Below are 16,701 nucleotides of genomic sequence, written 5' to 3'. Positions count from 1 at the left end.
TGGCCGTATCTGGGACGGAGAAGACAGCGGTGCCCGCGCGATCCCGGGCGCCGGTCTGCACGGTGACCCACCGGTCGCCGGTGAGGCGTTCGAGGTGGACCACACTGCCGGGGCGCGCGGGGCTGAAGCTAGCCACGACCCGGGCGGTGTCGACGGGGTCGACGGGCGTCGGCCCTTGCTGGGCGATCGGCGGGAGCGCCGTCAGCTGGGAGGACTGCCCCCCGGACGTCGACGTTCACCGGCTTGGTGACGATGGACTTCAGGCCCCGGGACCCGGGGTTGACCTTGTGTCGAGGAGCGCGGACGCGCAGGCTGGTGGGCCCATCGAGGACGACGTTCTTGAAGGTGAAGCCTCCGACCCGCGTCGACTTCTTGGTTGTGATGGTGACGTAGCGCCCGCCACGGAGCTCCCGGAGCTTCACGGTGCGCCGTACCTTGGACGCCAGTGTCCGGTGAGCTCGAAGCCGGAGCCGGCGACGGGGGTGACCGTCGGCGGACGCAACCGTCCGAAGGCAGCTCCCGCCGGTGTCGTGGTGGTGACGGTCAACGCGGCGGCGAGCGGTGTCACCACCGCCAAGATGAGCAGGGGCGCAAGCAGGGCGCGCAGTCGGGTCACGATTTCAGCTACCTCATCCGAGAAGTTCGGACGACCACGATGGCCACCCGAGACAGGCAGGCTGAGTAAAGCCGCCCCCGGGCCAGACCGTCGCTCGTACCGTGGAGTAGCGGTCCGATCCGACCCCCCGCGTGCTAATCGGGCCATTACCACCCGGTAGAAGGTGGCTCAATCGGAACCCGAAGCCATCACAGCGGGTGATACGAGTACACAGGTCATCCACGAGTCGGTAAAATTTGAGTAACAGCAGCCCGCCAGACGACATGCGGGCATGAGGTGCCGCTTTTTGACGCGGGATTGGATGGGAGGTCAACCCCTCGGTGCGTCGGAGAAATTCTCTCCGGCACTCGACCCCCAGACGCACCGGCGACCTCTTCATGTGCGTTGCGTCACAAAGAACGGCTACTCGTCCGTAGACATCGGGTGGCTGCCAAAGTCCCCCTAGTGCTGCCGTCTCTTAACGCACCCGGCGAGGAGAACCCCGACCTGCCGGAAGGGCGGGCGGCACCGAGCGCTCGTCGGAGTGCCGGGCACCGTTTGCCCACACTCCGGCGAGCCCCATCCATCTCGCCCCCGAAACCGTTCCCCCACAGCCAGCGGACTGGACCCACCAATGTCCACAATCTCGGGGCCACGCCGTTGGAGCACGTCCCGGCACCGGACATGAGGTCGGGCCACGTGGCGGTGCCCGGCCACGTTGGACCGGGCACCGTGTCGCGACGAAGCAACTGCGTAAGCCCTGCGTCGCCCAGCGGGTGCATCCTCAGCGCAGCCGGCCCCGTTGACGTCCGAACCCGGTCTCGTGGGGATGCAAAGCACGGCCCGTGACCCGCGTCACAAAATCAATCAACGGTTAAACAGTCGATAACCAATCACGCGACTGCCAGACGGCCGCGTTCCTAGGCATCGAGGCTCCTTGGCGGGGTATCCACGGCCCGCGCGAGATTCGCGCCGGCCCAGCCAGTGCGTCCGAAGTGCGGGCTACTCCTCGGTAGAACGATTCCATCGAACTCCAGTGCCTAATCTCCGGGTGTGGACGAACTCACGCACTCCAGCTGCGACCTGTGCCGGAGCCATGGTGCCGCGCAATCTGACGCACTTCCACAACCTGTGGCACGAAAGCCAAACCGGCCGGTCTACGCAATTCTTCGGTCGTCGAGACGTCGACCCCCACGTTACGCAGATGCTTCAGGTGGTGGCCGCTCTTCGCGCGCTACCGCCCGTCACTGCCAGGACTGAGTTCGTGAAGGACCTACGAGAGCGGCTCATGGCTGAGACGCTCAACCGCGCCAGCAGTTCACCATCAGCCGCCACGGCTCACCTGAGCACGAATGCGTGCGGGCACCGGTGACATGAGGTCGGGCCACCGTGGCGGTGCCCGGCCCGGGATCTCGGAGACTGGGCGGTAACCCGGGCGTAGGTGTGACCCACGTCACTTACCTGTGGGTAGTGGTGACGGGGTCCCTAGCGTGCGACCTCGATGCAGGGCGAGTTCGCTGCCCCCGCATCCGGGCTGCACTCCACCACCTCCCGGGGGTCGGTCAGTCTGGCGCCCAGCCCGGTCCCCCGTTCGGGCTGGGCGCACCGCCCTACCTGTTATGTCAGGGTCAGTCGAACACGCGGTGCCGCACGACGCGCACTCGCCCACCGCCCGCCCGCAATCGTCATGGTCGACCGAGACCGGGCGCAGAAACATGCTTATGCTCGAAGCGCCAGCACCGAGGGACATCGCAGGTCGATCAGCGAAGTGACTCCGCGCTCGAATCGATGGTGGGCCTGCGCTTCCCATTTCCTCGCAATTGGAGTAGGGCGCCGGCCGACCACCTCTTCGATGCCTCCGGCCGACGTCCGCTTCGGCCCGACGAGATCCCCCGTCCGAGCGCTCGCCGGTGAGGCCGTTTCCGATTCGCCATCACCACGCGCCGGCCGGACCAGCCGTTGCGGCACTTGCGCTGCACTGCCCCCTGCTCGACGGCGATGGGGCGGCCGGGGCTCTGGTACCCGTCACCGAGGTCACCTGAGCATGCCGATGACCTTTAGATAAGCCTGGATCCACCGATGGACCTGCTCGGGATGGGTTGAGCGTCGCGGCTGCGGGGTGAGGATGTCGGGGCGTGAGGATCCGCCGGACCGTCGCTGTCCGGGTGTTCCACGTTGTTCCTCGTCGCGCCGCTCTCGCTGCTGGGTGGTCAGGCCGCGAGGTCGCGGGGCGGGTCGCTGACTCGGTCGAACAGGGCCGTCCGGGCGTTCTCCCGGGGCCAGTGCGTCGGGAGGTGCAGCGTCGCTCGTCGTGCCGAGGACGCGACCCGGGCGGGCACGGCGATGAGCTTGCGGCGAATGGTCGCGGTGGTGGCCTTCGCCGGGACTGGGCCGGTCAGGGCCGCGGCGGCGCGGGTCAGGTTGAACGCCATCACGGCCAGCACGAGCCAGGGCCGCATTGGCGGCGAACTTGCTGGAGGGCAAGTGCGCGAGGGCGGAGTGCTTCAGGTCGGCGTGGACCTGTTCGATGATCGCGTGGCCGCGGTGGGTCTTGTCGGCGGTCACGGTGTCGGCCACGTCCGGGCTGGTGGTGGTGAAGAAGGCATGGAAGCGCCGAGTGTCGAACAACGTCTCTTGCCCAGTGTTCTTGCCCGGGTTGAGGTCCGGGATCCGGCGCACCACGAGCCGGCCGGTGACTTGTTCTGGTTGTTTGCGTGAGCTGAACGCGGTGAACGGGATTTCGGTGACCTCGGCCCGCGAGACCCATCGGTCGTTCTGTTCATCGAACACGGCGTCGGTGTACTCGATCGGGGTCCGGGCATCCTCGGCGATCGAGGAGATCGCGGCCTTGACCTTGGGGTTCAGCTTGACGGTGACCGACACGTCGGCGCCGGCTCGTAGCGCGGCCCCGACCGTGGCGGCCCCGTAGAAGGCGGAGTCGCCGCGCAGCAACACCTTGGCCGAGGACAACGAGCCCACGGTCTTCAAGCGTCCGCGACCAACCGGGCCGCGCCCCGTGGCGAACCGCACGATCCCTTCCGGAGCCGTTGGGCCACGATCACCGGCGCCGAGTCGCTGGTGGAGACGGTCGCGAGCAGTGCGTTGAGTCCGCGGACCCCGGAGTAGCCGTAGCCCGAGCCCTGTTTGGAGTGGCCGTGGACCTCGATGATGGTGTCGTCGATATCGACCAACACCCGGGCATGGTTCGCGTCCGGTCCGGCGAGCAGCGGTGCACGGGTGGCCAGCCCGGGTCAGGAACCGGGACGCGACCGCGTCGAGCTGGCGGACGTGGCCGAAGGTGAACGTGCGCAGGAACGAACCTGGGGTCGAGGGTGCGTAGGCGTTGGCGAACACCCGTCCCATCCCACCGTGGCGAAGCAGCGCCATGTCATCGATGCTGTCGGCGCCAGCGACCATCCCGGCGACCAGCGAGGTCACCTTCAACCCGGCGTTCGCGCCCTTGTCGGTCGGAACCGTCAGGTGCGTCTTGGCCAGTTCTTGGAGGCCCGCGGAAGCAGCCAGCGCGATGACCGGGACCAGCCCTGCCGAGGACACGAGATTCGGATCGTCGAACACCGCTGAGGTCGCGGCCGACGTGTGGCAAAGTTGCATCTACGAGATGCCCTTCGTGCTTGGTGAAATTGGGACCCTGAAGAAGTCCGATTTTCCCAGCACGTAAGGGCATTCTCACTTCACGACGCGCTCACAACCTCAAGCCCATCGGTGGATCGAGGATAAGGCACCGAGGTCGATCCGGGCGTGGATGACAGGTGGGTGGTCTGGACCACTTCCGGACACGTGAAGTACCTGTGAGTAGCGATCTCATCGATAGGCCCCGGTAGTCGGTTGTGCTCAGTTGTTACCAATCGCTGTCAAATTGTTGCTGTTTTGTGGACAACTGGTGTCTGCCCCTGTCTCGGAGCCCCACGCACAAGGGGGCTCCGAGACACCTAACAGCGAAAGGCACCACCTCTCATGTACAAGACCACCAAAATCATCGTTGCCCTCGGAGCCGCAGGAGTAGTCGCGGCCGCCGGTTCGGCCTTCACGGCCACCAGCACCATCGACGACTCGGCAATCAACGTGGGCTCGGTGGCCCAGAGCGTCAGCGGCGCCACGATCACCAACGTGAGCCACACCTACACCTCGGCCACCGACACCACGACCGCGATCTCCGCCAAGGCCGAGCAGTTGCTGTCCACCACGGCCGGCGTGGTCAAGGTCTCCATCAACGACGGGACGCTGGAGAACTGCACCGTCACCCTCACCGACATCGCCCCGCTGGGCACCGACGAGGGCGCTACCGACTTCAGCGACATCGCTTGCAACATCGCCGACATCGCGAACGTGACGAGCGTCCGCTTCGTCGTCAACGGCTGACAGGTCCCGTTAGGAGGGCGCGACCTCTGATGGGTCGCCCCTCCGCACCGGACGCGTGATAACGATGCGCAGACTCCTGATCGCACTGAGCTGCACCCTCCTGCTCGGTGGTGTCGCGGCGTTCCTGACCGGGGCCATCGCCCCCGGTCGAGACACACGGCAACAGCATGGCACCGCGCATGAACGCCGGAGACCCGGTCTTCGTACACGCGTCGAACACCTACCGAGTCGGCGACGTAGTCGCCTATACCAGCCCCGAGCTGGGCCGGGTGGTCCTGCATCGCGTGGTATCCATCCACAACGACGGCGGGTACACCCTCCGCGGAGACCACAACCCCTTCGACGACCCCGAGCGACCCACCGAGCACCGGGTCATCGGCAAGGAACTGCTGCACGTGCCCGCCGGCGGCATCTGGATCGACCGGCTGACCAGCCCGATCCCCCTGAGCATCGTGGCCTTCGCGGTGCTGGCCAGCGGCGGAACCGCAGTGGACACGCGGCGCCGCGGCAAGAAGAAAACGAGGAAGACACCCATGTCACAGCACGCCGCACCCACCGGGTCCGCTCGAACAGCATCTAGCTGGCGACCCCGGTGGCGCACCACCATGGCCGTCGCCACGGCCACGCTCTGCATCGGTCTTGCCCTCGGTGCCATGTCATGGACCCGACCCACCACCAGCAACGCCAGCACCCCGACAACCGCTGACGAAACGGCACGCACCGTCACCTTCACCTACCGGGCCGACGTGCCGCCCTCTCCCGCCTACGACGACACCCGGGTCACTGCACCGGACCCGATCTTCCGCAAGCTCACCAATCAGGTGAACATCCGCTACGCCTACCGGGGCGAACCCGGCACCGTCAGCGTGACCGGCGAGCTCTCCACCCCGAGCGGCTGGCACTCCACAGTGCCGCTCCAGCCACGCGTCACCTTCAACGAGTTCGAACACACGGCAACAATCCCGCTGGACCTCGATCGACTAGAACGCCACGCACACTCGGCCGCCGATGCCATCGGAATTCCCGCAACCCAGATCGACCTTGCCATCGTGTCCACCATCACGACCCAAGAGGGTGACACCTTCGCTCCCGAACTGCACTTCGCGCTAACCCCCTCCAGCTCAGCCTCGTTGGCGGACCCGCGGCCCTCCGGGCCGTGGATCCCACGACTCGCACACCAGACTCTGCGCAGGGCACCTTTCAACTGGCCGGCTACGAGCTGCCCGTCTCCTCCGTGCGGGCCGTATCCGTCGCACTCATCGTGGGGGCACTCGCGCTCCTGTGCTCGGTCGGCCTGCTGTCAACACGCAGGACAGCAAGCGAAGGCGCGGCCATCAAACGACGCTACGCAGCACTCCTGCTCCCGGTCGAACCAATGACCAGCCCGCCGGGTCGACCAATCGTGGACGTCACCGACTTCACCGCCCCGGCCAAGCTCTCCGAACGCTACGGCCTGATGGTCATGCACTGGACCCGAGCCAACGTCGACACCTTCACCGTCCACGACGACGGAATCACCTACCGCTACCGAACCAACAACCCCAACAGCACAGAGATCGACCGCGGGACCGCCACGATCCCCGCGGCCGCCGCAGAACCTTCCCGTTAGGACGCGATCATGAGATTCACTTCGACCGTCTACACAATGGGCCCCGCGCTCGGCCTAGCGCGCGACAACCGCGTCCCATGCAAGCTGCTCGTGGACGGCCAGCTTGGCATGGAGATCGATGCGTGCGCCTACCCGGGAGATCCTGCCTACGCGGATGACGACCTCGGCTTGTGGCACGACATGACCGTGCACCGGTCAGAGGGCTAGGAATGGCTCATCACGGGGCGCGCGTCCGGCAAGACGGAGGACGCCGAATCCATCGCCGCAGCGCTCTCGCATATCTGGGACGAGCAACTCAGGTACAACCATCAATCCGCGCACACCGTTGTCTCGGCCTCGGACTCGGTCACCTTGAGGGCCGTTACCCAGATTGACCCGGGTGGCATCTGGGTGACTGCCGACGTTCAGGTCGCGCTTTCGTAACGTCCGCCCTTGCTGCGAGTCGTGCGTCCAAGAGGTGCGTCTATCCCGCGTTGGCCTGCGTAGCTCTCGACTCGACTCGGTGTGAGGTCGCTACGAGTCTCCTTCAGTGCCGGAGACGGGCACTGGGAGGAAACGGCTCGCCGTCATCCCGCACGACGATGCGTTCCGCGGACCCGTGGGTCACCTTGTTGGCGATGTCGTGAAGTGTCACGTCTCGGCGCTCGCCTGTTCTCAAGGTCAACTCTCCCGCGACTTCGACGTCCTGCTGTGGGCGGGGCACTGACTCACGCACCTCGCTCTCGCGAACGCCCGAACGCACATTTGCGCCAGCGCCGGGACGAGATCGTCAGCTCGGTCAGCCACCTTGTAGGTGCCCGGGTGGGAAGCCCACAAGGTGGCGATGGCACGCAGGAAGCTCCACGTGAGACGAAGGTCGGGTTGCGCTCCCATGTGTTGAGTATCGCGTCCGGACGGCCCCCGCATGGAACCAACAGGGCGCGTCTTTCCGGCGATACGGCGCGAGCACGAGCGCGCTAGCAAACTCAACTTGCGGCCTGTTGGGCTGTCCGCAGTTCTGGCAGTATCACCGACGGGACTCACGATCCGCCGCACGCACCGGGCGCTCTGTCTTGGGACCAACTTAGCGAGCAAAGGTGACGCGCACAGAGGCCCACCGGGAACTGGCCGAAGCGCCCGGGGTCACTCGCCTGCGTGAAGCAAGTGACCCCGGGCGCCTCGTGGAATAGGTCTACTGCAGCGGGACAGCCTGCACAACCATGGTTGAAGAGTTAACCGAAGGAACACCCGGCGACGCCGCGCGTGGGCGCAGGTACTAGGCCTTGTGGCACACACCTAGCCGGGACGACGCAGCGTCGCATTAGATCCCGAGGATCCGATCGATGCTCTCCACCGACATCGGGCCATCGAACTCTGTCGCTGCGATGATCAGCTTGGATACCAACTCCAACTCACTGAGCGATCCGTCGTCATGATGGAGAAAATCGCCTTGATCGCGCACTGCACTCCCATCCTTAAATCGATGAATCCACCTGATAGAAACTCGTCGGACTTCGCGGCCAGCGCAGTCGGTGCCCATCCATCGAGCATGGTCCCGATCGCGCTATCACCGGCCAAAGTCCTCGCGCCCCGTCGCGCTACAGACGCGGGCGTCACTGCGAGCTGACGTTCCTCGGAAATGAGTACCTCTGGCGAGGGTTCGTGCCTGAGCACCTACCTGGGAGGAAGTCGCCCTCACGTCAACGCTCGGCGGCGGTGTCGGCAGTGATGGCGGCGATGAGATCGGTCAGGTGTTGGCGCCTGAATGGTTTGGGCAGGACGGTGGTGATCCCTGAGCTCGTGCAGGGCTCCGCGTCGGTCGCCGGCCCACGCGGTCACGACCACGGTGCGCATGCCGTCGGCCTCGATCGGGATGGGCGCCGAGCCAACGCACGACATCCTCACCACTCATCCGTGGCATCGAGAGATCGAGCAGCATCACGTCGTAGCGATGCTCAGCCAGCGCGATGGTTGCCTCGACCCCGTCCGCGGCCCCCTCGGCCGGGTGGCCGGCCCGCTGCACCATGCGCATCATCATGTCGCGGATGTCGTCGGTGTCATCAACGACGAGAAAGCGCAGCTGCCCAGTCATTTCACACTCCTCCGTCCTGCGGGTCGTCCGGGACCAGTGGCGGCGCTAGCGGCCGACGAGATCGGATGATGAATGTTCGGATGGATGCGACCTCAGGTTCGTCAGGGTTTCGAGACATGGCTCCACGCGTTTGTCGCGCGGAAACCTGCCGTCCTGCGCTGTCGCAGCCAATAGGGGAACGCGCGGTCTTGCACCTCACCATCGTGATTGTGCGCGTGCTGACGGGCCGGTGAGGCATGCGTCCCTAGTAGTGCCTAGTAGTGCTGATGCCGGGGGTGTCCCGGGGGCCAAGCTCCTGCTGTGGTCCAGTCATCGATCAGCTCGCGGCATCTGGTGGCGCGGTCCGGGTCCCGGGGGAGGACCAGTCGGGCCAGTCGGGCGCGGCGGCCACCGCGTTCGAGGAGCAAGATGCTGCCACCGGTTGGCTCGACAGCTGCCAGAAGTGGCAACAACGGCCGGTCGGACTTGATGATGAGTTCTTCGGTTGTCATGACGACCTCAATGTCTCGGTGCGCCTGGCGCGCGAGTATGAGTGCTCGTCGTTCGGCACTGCGTCGTTCTGCTGACGCAACAGGTGGGACAGGTGCGCCCAGCCCGCACGGGGGACCGGGCTGGGCGCCAGACTGACCGACTGGGAGGGGTGGCGTGCAGCCCGGATGCGGACCAGTGAACTCGCCCGCATCGAGGTCGCACGCTAGAGACACTCCTACCTCTACTCGCAGGTAAGTGACGTGGGCCACACTCTCGCCCCGGTTACCGCCCAGTCTCCGAGATGCCGGTCTCACGTGGCAGCGATGCCGCTGCTAGGCCGGGGGTAGGATCGGAGGGGCGTGCCGCAGAGTTGCGTGCTGCCCTCCGTGCGAGCAGGTGACGGGGTCTCGGTTCATCCGACCGTTTCACGACGACTGCATTCCGCCGCGAATCCACCGGCCGAGCCCGGCGCCTTGAGGGCACCGGTCCCCGAAGCCGTCCCCGGAGCACCGGAAAATCCATTGCGTGAGAATCGCTCAGCTTTGCGGTCCGAGTGCCGATAGTCGGGTGGATGTCTCGTGAAGTCGGCCCTCCCCCGTATGGCCGACCGCGGGTCGAACCCCATATCGACTCGCGCATCACCGCAAGGCGTCAGGCGCCCGCCGGATCCCGATTGGGGACTCCGGCGGGCGTCATGTCCGTGTCCCTCGACGCACCGACCGGGGCGGCACCAAACGGGACGTGCCCGGCTTCCGACTCGTCCTTTCGGTGCCACACGGTTGGCCGAACCATCTCGACGAGAAGTAGTCCGGAGCCGAGTAGCCACCCTCTGACAGCCCGACGTCTCTATCCGGAACCGCGTGAATGCTTCATCTCTAGGTCACGGCTACGCGATGACGATGAGTGACGAGTCCCGGTTCCGCTCTCCCAGAACGCCTTCGAAGACCTTCAAAACTGAGCGGCACGCATGCTACGAAGGTTCGTAGGTCGGTCCGCCCCTCGGGGCGGGCCGGACGTCATTTCAAGGCTACATGACGAGTAGTGACGGGCGGTGACGAGGGCGATGCACGGTGGAGTGAAGTTCTACCGCGGCTCCGCCTCAGCAGCGCGCTCCTACGTCGAGGCCGACCACTCGCGCTCCGACGACTACTACCCGGCCGAAGGAACCGGTCTGGCCGAGCACTACATCGCCGGCCCCGGCGCGGTGTGGCAGGTCGGTGATCTTGACGGCGCGGCATACGAGCGCTGGGTCGCGGGCTACGACGTACTGACCGGCGCGGGCAAGGGCCGAGCTGCGCGACGACGCACGCGCGTTGCGGTTCGTCGAGGTCGTCATCAATGGACCGAAGTCCCGGTCGCTGGCAGCGGCACTCCATCCCGACATCGCGGCGGCGTACGACTCGGCGATGCATCGGGCGGCTGGTGAGGTGATCGGGTGGGTGGCCGAGCACGCCACCACCCGGGTCGGACCGCGCGGGCGGCAGGTGCAGGTCCCGGTGGAAATGGTCGAGGCTGCTGTCGTGCGTCACTACACCTCCCGGGCCGGTGACCCGCACCGCCACCTGCATGTGCAGATCAACGCACGCGTGTTCGCGCGGGGCGTGGCGTGGACTGCACTCGGTCGGTGTCGTCGACAGCATCGAGGCGCTCAACGGGATCGGGCACGCGGCCGTGATGTGCGACCCCGAATTCAGGGCCGCCCTTGCCGTACGTGGCTACACGCTTGACGACGACGGCGAGATCCGTCAGCTGGCGCCGTACGCCGGCGGGTTCAGCCAGCGCGCGGCCCAGATCAGCCGCAACGTCGACCGGTACGAGGCCGCATGGCGAGCCGAGCACCCCGACCAGAGCCCGGGCCGCGACTGCGTCAGACCCTGGGACCGACGCGTGGGCGGACGCACGGCCCGACAAGGTCGTGCCCCAGCGTGGATCCGACCTCGTGACCGCGTGGAACAACGAACTGAGCGACCTCGGCTTTACGCCACCGACTCGTCCTGTGGCGGAACCGGGCTTGCAGATCGGCCGAATCAACCGCGACGTCGCCGCCGACCTCCTGCTCGCCAGACTCGGCTCCAAGCGCTCGGCATGGAACGCAGCCGACATCCGCGGCGAGGCCGAACGACTGATCGCCTCCGTCGGGGTCGTCGCCGAACGAGCGACTCGACATGAGCTGGTCGAAGACATCGCCGATCGTGCTCGGACACGGTGCGTGCCGTTGCTGGACCGAGGTGACGTCCCCGAGCACATCCGCAGCCTGACCTCCGAACGTCCCGGCCGTCGAAGCCGACCCGGTCGACACCTTCGCTGCGCGCGCCTCGCAACCGGTGACCGACGCAGTCCGGCTCCGCGGCACCAACAACGTCGATCTGGCGCACCTCGACCCGGCGCAACGACGCGTCGTCGCGGCCCTCGCCGGTGACGCCGGCCTGCTCGTGATCGGAAGGCGCCGCCGGCACCGGGAAGACCAGCACCCTCGCGGCCGCGCGCGACGTGCTCGACGCCTCGGACCGGCGACTCGTGGTCGTCACGCCCACACTCAAGGCCGCTCAAGCAGCGCAGCAGCAGGTCGGCGCCGACGCGTTCTCCGCCGCCCGGCTCATCCACCAACACGGCTACCGCTGGGACGAGGACGGGAACTGGTCCCAGACTGACGCCGCACCCGAGGCACGGGCCCGCCTGCTCCCCGGCGACGTCCTCCTCGTCGACGAGGCCGGCATGCTCGACCGGGACACCGCCCGCGCGCTGTTCGCCATCGCCGACCGAGCGCACGCCACCCTCGCGCTCCTCGGCGACCGCCACCAACTACCGGCGGTCGGCCGCGGCGGCGTCCTCGACCTCGCCGCACGCTGGGTGCGACCCGCAGCGCACCACGAGCTCGAATCCGTGCACCGGTTCAGCAACCCGGCGTACGCCGACCTCAGCCTGCTCATGCGCACTGGTGAGCGCTCTGGTGAGGTCTTCGACGCCCTGCTCGAGCGCGGCCAGATCGTCCTGCATGCCAGCGAGGTCGAACGCACCGCAGCCCCGGCCGCCATCGGCGCCGACGGTGCTCATGACGGTGCTGGTGATGGTGACCAGCTGATCATCGCTGACACCCGCGACCGGTGAGTGCGCTCAATGCAGCCATCTGCGACCGCCGCCATGGCGCTGGCGTACCACCCGGGGAGCGAGGTGGTGAGGACATCACGCGTCGCGGTGAGAGTGCTGGTGAGTTGGTCACGCGCCGTGGTGAGCGGATCGGTCTCGGGGACCGGGTCGCCACTCGACGCAACGACCGCGACCTTGCAGTCGCCAACCGTGACACTGGACCGTGGCCGGGATCGGCGAGGACGGCAGCCTGCTCGTCACCGGCCGCGCAGGTCAACGCGAGCTGCCCGCGGAGTACGTCCGCGAGCACGTCGAGCTCGCCTTCACCATCACCGCCTACGGAGCCCAAGGCGAGACCGTCAGGTCCGCGCACTTCGCGCTCGGCGAGACGACCGGCGCCGCCTCGGCGTACGTCGCCATGACCCGGGGCCGCCACCACAACATCGCCCACCTCGTCGCCGAGTCCGTCGACGACGCCCGCAGCCAATGGGTCGAGGTGTTCAGCCGTGACCGCGCCGACCTCGGGCCCGGGCACGCCGCCCAGAGGGCCGCTGACGACATCGACCGGTACGGGCCGCGTGCGCCGTCACCGTCCACCGTTCTGCAGGCCGCGGCACTGCCGGGCCGGCCCACGCCGGCCACCCGGAACCGATCACGGCTCCCGACCCGATCTCGCGCGGGATCGGCCGCTGAGGAACTTCCTACTCCGGGTGACCGCTCGGGGGACTCGAGACGACTTAGGTGACCGGGGGAGAAGCCAATCTCGACAGGAATGGCCAACGGACGTCCGATCCGCACACCGGGACGTTGCTTCTCCGGGTGAAGGCCATCGAATCGGTCGGTGGCCACGACGAAAGGCGACGTGATGACGGCACCCATCAACATCCCCGACGACTGGGACGACAACGGCCTGATCCTGTTCGAGGAGTTCTGCGAACTCATCCGCACACCGCAACGCACCGTCCGCGACTGGCGCCGTCGTGGCGTCGGCCCCGTGTGGACCCGCTTCCAAGGCGTCGGCCGGCTCTACATCACCGTCGCCGAGGCCCGACGTTTCCTCGCTTCCGCCACGGCCACGCGAGTCGAGGCGCGCTCCGATGGCCGAACGCCGCGCTATCCCGGTCTACCTCAGCCTCGAGGAAGCAGCCGACGCCATGTCAGTCTCGGTCAAGACCATCCGCCGCTGGATCGCCGCAGGCACCCTCCCCGCCTACCGATGCGGCAAACGAGCCATCCGGATCAAGCTGGAGGACCTCGAGGCCACGCCACGCCAGATCCCGTCAGCGCGGTGGTGACAGCCATGACCACGACCGTCCGCGGCAACGACCCGGCCCACGAAGTCCTGCGCCTCGGACGGGCGTCAAGACGTGGAATGCCCTCGGTTTCGCGGCTGATCTGGCACGTATCTGGCACGACTGGAACCCAAACAGCCTCTGACACCGCATCTTCGCAGGTCAGAGGCTGTTTGATACTGGCGGTGGCGGTGGGATTTGAACCCACGGTGGGTTTGACCCCACACAACATTTCGAGTGTTGCACCTTCGGCCGCTCGGACACGCCACCGCGGGGAAGGTTACCGGAGCCGGGCGGGGCGATGAAATCGGATGCAACCTCTTCGCAACCTCCCGGCGGGCACACTGGCCCACGAGGGGTGAAAGGTGGACCAGTGAGCGACGGCATGCGCGCCGAGGTGGCGGATTCCCCGGCACCTCTCGGCCGCCGCGGGCGTGGACGCCGCGAGCGTCGAGGTGCCGATCACGCTCGACGCCTCAGACCTGCGCGACCACCGCGCCGCGCACCCGCTTGCCCGAGTCTTCCCGCTGCTCGACGACGTCCTCGGCCGGGCGGCTCGCGACTGCGGCGCGGTGATGGCGGTCAGCGACGCGGCGGGGCAGCTGCTCTGGGTCTGTGGGTCGCCCTCGACGCTGCGGCAGGCCGAGAAGATCGGCTTCGTCGAGGGCTCGAACTGGGACGAGCGCCTCGCCGGCACCAACGCTCCGGGCCTCGCACTGCGCCTCGGGCAGCCCGTGCAGGTGCGGCGGGCCGAGCACTTCCGGCACTCCGTCCAGCAGTGGAGCTGTGCCGCGACGCCGATCCATGACCCCACCTCCAGCACGCTGCTGGGTGTCCTCGACATCACCGGCAACGACGACATCGCGGTGCCCCAGACCATGGCGATGGTGCGCGCCGCGGCGCGCATGGCCGAGGCCGAGCTGGCCCGCGAGGTGCTCACCCGGGCGGCGCGGCCGGTCGCGTCCTCCGCCGGTCCGCAGCTCGTCGTCGAGCTGCTCGGTCGCCACGAGGCGCTGCTGGACATCGACGCCCGTCACTCCCTACGGCTCTCGCCGCGGCACAGCGAGATCCTGCTGCTGCTCGCCTCTGCCCCGCACGGGCTGTCCGGCGACGAGCTCGCCGTCCCGGGTCTACGAGGACGACGGTGCCTCCTCCACGCTGCGCGCGGAGCTCAACCGGCTGCGCAACCTGCTCGGCGACGACCTCCTCGCCTCGCGTCCCTACCGGCTCTGCGCCGGGGTCGCCGGTGACTGGCTGGCGCTCGAGGCGCAGCTGGCGGCGGGCGACGTACGCCGCGCGCTGCGCCAGTATCGCGGTCCGATCCTGCCTCGTTCGACCGCGCCCGGTGTGGTCCGACTCCGCGACCAGCTCCACCACTCGCTGCGCGCCGCCGTGCTGGCGAGCAGGGAGCCCGACCTGATGTCGACACGGACGCGCTCGCGCTGGGGCGCCGACGACTACGACGTGTGGCTGGCCCAGCGCGACGCCCCGGGCGGCGGCTCGCCGATGCGCTCGCTGGTCGACGGGCAGCTCGCCCGGCTCGATCGCGACCTGCGCTGAAGCACGCAACGTTGTTGCAACGTGCCCGCTCCTAGCGTGACGGCAATCACACACCCTCACTCCCGGAGCACCACATGACTGTCTACGCACAGCCCGGCACCGACGGCTCGGACATCGAGGTCAAGAGCCGCTACGGCCACTACATCGGCGGCGAGTGGGTCGACCCGATCAAGGGCGGCTACTTCGAGAACATCTCCCCGGTCAACGGCAAGCCCTTCACCGAGGTCGGCCGCGGCACCCCTGAGGACATCGAGGCCGCCATCGACGCGGCCCGGAACGCCGCCGACGCCCGGGGTCGTACGTCGACCACCGAGCGCTCGAACATCCTGCTGAAGATCGCCGACCGGATGGAGGCGAACCTCGAGCAGCTCGCCGTCATCGAGACGTGGGACAACGGCAAGGCCGTGCGCGAGACGCTCAACGCGGACATGCCGCTGGCCATCGACCACTTCCGCTACTTCGCCGGCGCCCTGCGCGCCCGGGAGGGTGGCATCTCGGAGATCGACGAGAACACCATCGCCTACCACTTCCACGAGCCGCTCGGCGTCGTCGGCCAGATCATCCCGTGGAACTTCCCGATCCTGATGGCCGTCTGGAAGCTCGCGCCCGCGCTGGCTGCCGGCAACGCGGTCGTGCTCAAGCCCGCCGAGCAGACCCCGTGGTCGATCCTCAAGCTCATGGAGCTGATCGGCGACCTGCTGCCGGCCGGTGTGCTCAACGTCGTCAACGGCTTCGGCGTGGAGGCCGGCAAGCCGCTGGCCAGCAGCAGCCGGATCCGCAAGATCGCCTTCACCGGCGAGACCACGACCGGGCGACTGATCATGCAGTACGCCTCGGAGAACATCATCCCGGTGACGCTCGAGCTCGGCGGCAAGAGCCCGAACATCTTCTTCGACGACGTCGTGGCCGAGAAGGACGCCTTCTACGACAAGGCGCTCGAGGGCTTCACGATGTTCGCGCTCAACCGGGCGAGGTCTGCACCTGTCCGTCGCGCGCTCGTTCAGCGCTCGATGTACTCCGACTTCGTGCCCGACGCGATCGCGCGGGTCGAGGCCATCACGCAGGGCAACCCGCTCGACGTCTCCACGATGATGGGCGCCCGGGCCTCCAACGACCAGCTCGAGAAGATCCTGTCCTACCTCGACATCGGCAAGCAGGAGGGTGCCAAGGTGCTCACCGGCGGTGAGCGCAACGTGCTCGAGGGCGACCTCGCCGGGGGCTACTACGTGCAGCCGACCGTCTTCGAGGGGGACAACTCGATGCGGATCTTCCGGAGAGGAGATCTTCGGCCCGGTCGTCTCGCTGACCAGCTTCGACGACGAGTCCGACGCCCTCAAGATCGCCAACGACACTCTCTACGGCCTCGGCGCCGGCCTGTGGACCCGCGACGGCTCGCGCGCCTTCCGCGCCGGCAAGGCGATCCGGGCCGGTCGCGTCTGGACGAACTGCTACCACGCCTACCCCCGCGCACGCGGCCTTCGGCGGCTACAAGCAGTCCGGCATCGGCCGCGAGAACCACAAGATGATGCTCGACCACTACCAGCAGACCAAGAACCTCCCTGGTCTCCTACAGCCCGGACAAGCTGGGGTTCTTCTAAGTGGTCGAGCGAGTAGCGGTGACCGGTGAGGCGGCGGC

Annotated in this window: 15 protein-coding genes, 1 tRNA gene and 4 pseudogenes; 14 read left to right on the top strand and 6 right to left on the bottom strand. The window is 67.5% G+C overall.

Annotated elements, in window-relative coordinates:
• Positions 1-128: 128 nt before the first annotated feature.
• The 3 genes and pseudogenes from LP418_RS10480 to LP418_RS10470 all read right to left on the bottom strand — a co-directional run bounded on the left by LP418_RS10480 (position 129) and on the right by LP418_RS10470 (position 4,207).
• Positions 129-422 carry a hypothetical protein gene (locus LP418_RS10480; RefSeq protein WP_257956228.1) on the bottom strand — a complete coding sequence of 98 codons (294 nt, stop codon included), beginning with the start codon at positions 420-422 and terminating at the stop codon, positions 129-131.
• Positions 419-616 carry a hypothetical protein gene (locus LP418_RS10475; RefSeq protein ID WP_257956227.1) on the bottom strand — a complete coding sequence of 66 codons (198 nt, stop codon included), beginning with the start codon at positions 614-616 and terminating at the stop codon, positions 419-421. The genes LP418_RS10480 and LP418_RS10475 overlap by 4 nt, the downstream gene beginning before the upstream one ends.
• Before the next feature lie 2,189 nt (positions 617-2,805).
• Positions 2,806-4,207 (bottom strand): annotated as a pseudogene (locus tag LP418_RS10470) (IS1380 family transposase).
• A 363-nt stretch (positions 4,208-4,570) separates the two neighbouring features.
• Between LP418_RS10470 and LP418_RS10465 the strand changes: the two are divergent.
• The 4 genes and pseudogenes from LP418_RS10465 (at position 4,571) to LP418_RS10450 (ending at position 6,791) form a co-directional block, all read left to right on the top strand.
• On the top strand, positions 4,571-4,975 hold the full coding sequence (locus tag LP418_RS10465; RefSeq protein WP_257956226.1) for a hypothetical protein: 405 nt from the start codon (positions 4,571-4,573) through the stop codon (positions 4,973-4,975).
• Between the two features lie 158 nt (positions 4,976-5,133).
• Positions 5,134-6,354, top strand: a pseudogene (locus tag LP418_RS10460) (signal peptidase I); the annotation flags it as partial.
• Complete coding sequence (locus tag LP418_RS10455; RefSeq protein WP_257956225.1) at positions 6,351-6,584, top strand: hypothetical protein; 234 nt, start codon at positions 6,351-6,353, stop codon at positions 6,582-6,584. The pseudogene LP418_RS10460 and the gene LP418_RS10455, both read left to right, overlap by 4 nt.
• 9 nt (positions 6,585-6,593) lie before the next feature.
• On the top strand, positions 6,594-6,791 hold the full coding sequence (locus tag LP418_RS10450) for a hypothetical protein (protein WP_257956224.1): 198 nt from the start codon (positions 6,594-6,596) through the stop codon (positions 6,789-6,791).
• Between the two features lie 1,519 nt (positions 6,792-8,310).
• Here LP418_RS10450 and LP418_RS10445 read toward each other — a convergent pair.
• Positions 8,311-8,655, bottom strand: a complete 345-nt coding sequence (locus LP418_RS10445) for a response regulator (protein WP_257956223.1) — start codon at positions 8,653-8,655, stop codon at positions 8,311-8,313.
• A 254-nt stretch (positions 8,656-8,909) separates the two neighbouring features.
• A complete protein-coding gene (locus tag LP418_RS10440; protein ID WP_257956222.1) occupies positions 8,910-9,146 on the bottom strand; it encodes a hypothetical protein in 237 nt (78 codons plus the stop codon).
• Positions 9,147-10,177: 1,031 nt separating this feature from the next.
• Between LP418_RS10440 and LP418_RS10435 the strand changes: the two genes are divergently transcribed.
• From LP418_RS10435 to LP418_RS10410, 6 genes are all read left to right on the top strand, one after another.
• Positions 10,178-10,552, top strand: a complete 375-nt coding sequence (locus LP418_RS10435) for a hypothetical protein (RefSeq protein ID WP_257956221.1) — start codon at positions 10,178-10,180, stop codon at positions 10,550-10,552.
• Positions 10,440-10,853 (top strand): relaxase domain-containing protein, encoded by a 414-nt coding sequence (locus tag LP418_RS10430; RefSeq protein ID WP_257956220.1) that lies wholly within the window; start codon positions 10,440-10,442, stop codon positions 10,851-10,853. Before LP418_RS10435 ends, LP418_RS10430 begins: the two co-directional genes overlap by 113 nt.
• Positions 10,854-11,137: 284 nt before the next feature.
• A complete protein-coding gene (locus LP418_RS10425) occupies positions 11,138-11,545 on the top strand; it encodes a hypothetical protein (RefSeq protein ID WP_257956219.1) in 408 nt (135 codons plus the stop codon).
• 71 nt (positions 11,546-11,616) lie between these two features.
• Positions 11,617-12,234 (top strand): AAA family ATPase, encoded by a 618-nt coding sequence (locus LP418_RS10420; protein ID WP_257956218.1) that lies wholly within the window; start codon positions 11,617-11,619, stop codon positions 12,232-12,234.
• A 202-nt stretch (positions 12,235-12,436) separates the two neighbouring features.
• Positions 12,437-12,958: a hypothetical protein gene (locus LP418_RS10415; RefSeq protein ID WP_257956217.1), complete on the top strand. Its 522-nt coding sequence runs from the start codon at positions 12,437-12,439 to the stop codon at positions 12,956-12,958.
• A gap of 352 nt (positions 12,959-13,310) precedes the next feature.
• Positions 13,311-13,508: a helix-turn-helix domain-containing protein gene (locus LP418_RS10410; RefSeq protein ID WP_257956216.1), complete on the top strand. Its 198-nt coding sequence runs from the start codon at positions 13,311-13,313 to the stop codon at positions 13,506-13,508.
• Positions 13,509-13,685: 177 nt separating this feature from the next.
• Here LP418_RS10410 and LP418_RS10405 read toward each other — a convergent pair.
• Positions 13,686-13,775 (bottom strand) — tRNA-Ser (locus tag LP418_RS10405).
• 164 nt (positions 13,776-13,939) lie between these two features.
• Here LP418_RS10405 and LP418_RS10400 point away from each other — a divergent pair.
• From LP418_RS10400 to LP418_RS33055, 4 genes and pseudogenes are all read left to right on the top strand, one after another.
• Entirely contained in the window at positions 13,940-14,755 is an 816-nt protein-coding gene (locus tag LP418_RS10400) for a GAF domain-containing protein (protein WP_257956215.1), read from the top strand.
• Between the two features lie 97 nt (positions 14,756-14,852).
• On the top strand, positions 14,853-15,065 hold the full coding sequence (locus LP418_RS10395) for a hypothetical protein (RefSeq protein ID WP_257956214.1): 213 nt from the start codon (positions 14,853-14,855) through the stop codon (positions 15,063-15,065).
• 74 nt (positions 15,066-15,139) lie between these two features.
• Positions 15,140-16,327: pseudogene (locus tag LP418_RS10390) on the top strand (aldehyde dehydrogenase family protein); the annotation flags it as partial.
• A pseudogene (locus LP418_RS33055) lies at positions 16,227-16,692 on the top strand (aldehyde dehydrogenase family protein). The pseudogenes LP418_RS10390 and LP418_RS33055, both read left to right, overlap by 101 nt.
• Positions 16,693-16,701: the final 9 nt, after the last annotated feature.

The organism is Nocardioides sp. B-3, from assembly GCF_024703895.1.
In the GTDB taxonomy this organism is placed as follows: Bacteria; Actinomycetota; Actinomycetes; order Propionibacteriales; family Nocardioidaceae; genus Nocardioides.
Note: the sequence above shows the minus strand (reverse complement) of the source record. Positions and strands in the feature narration are given on the sequence as shown.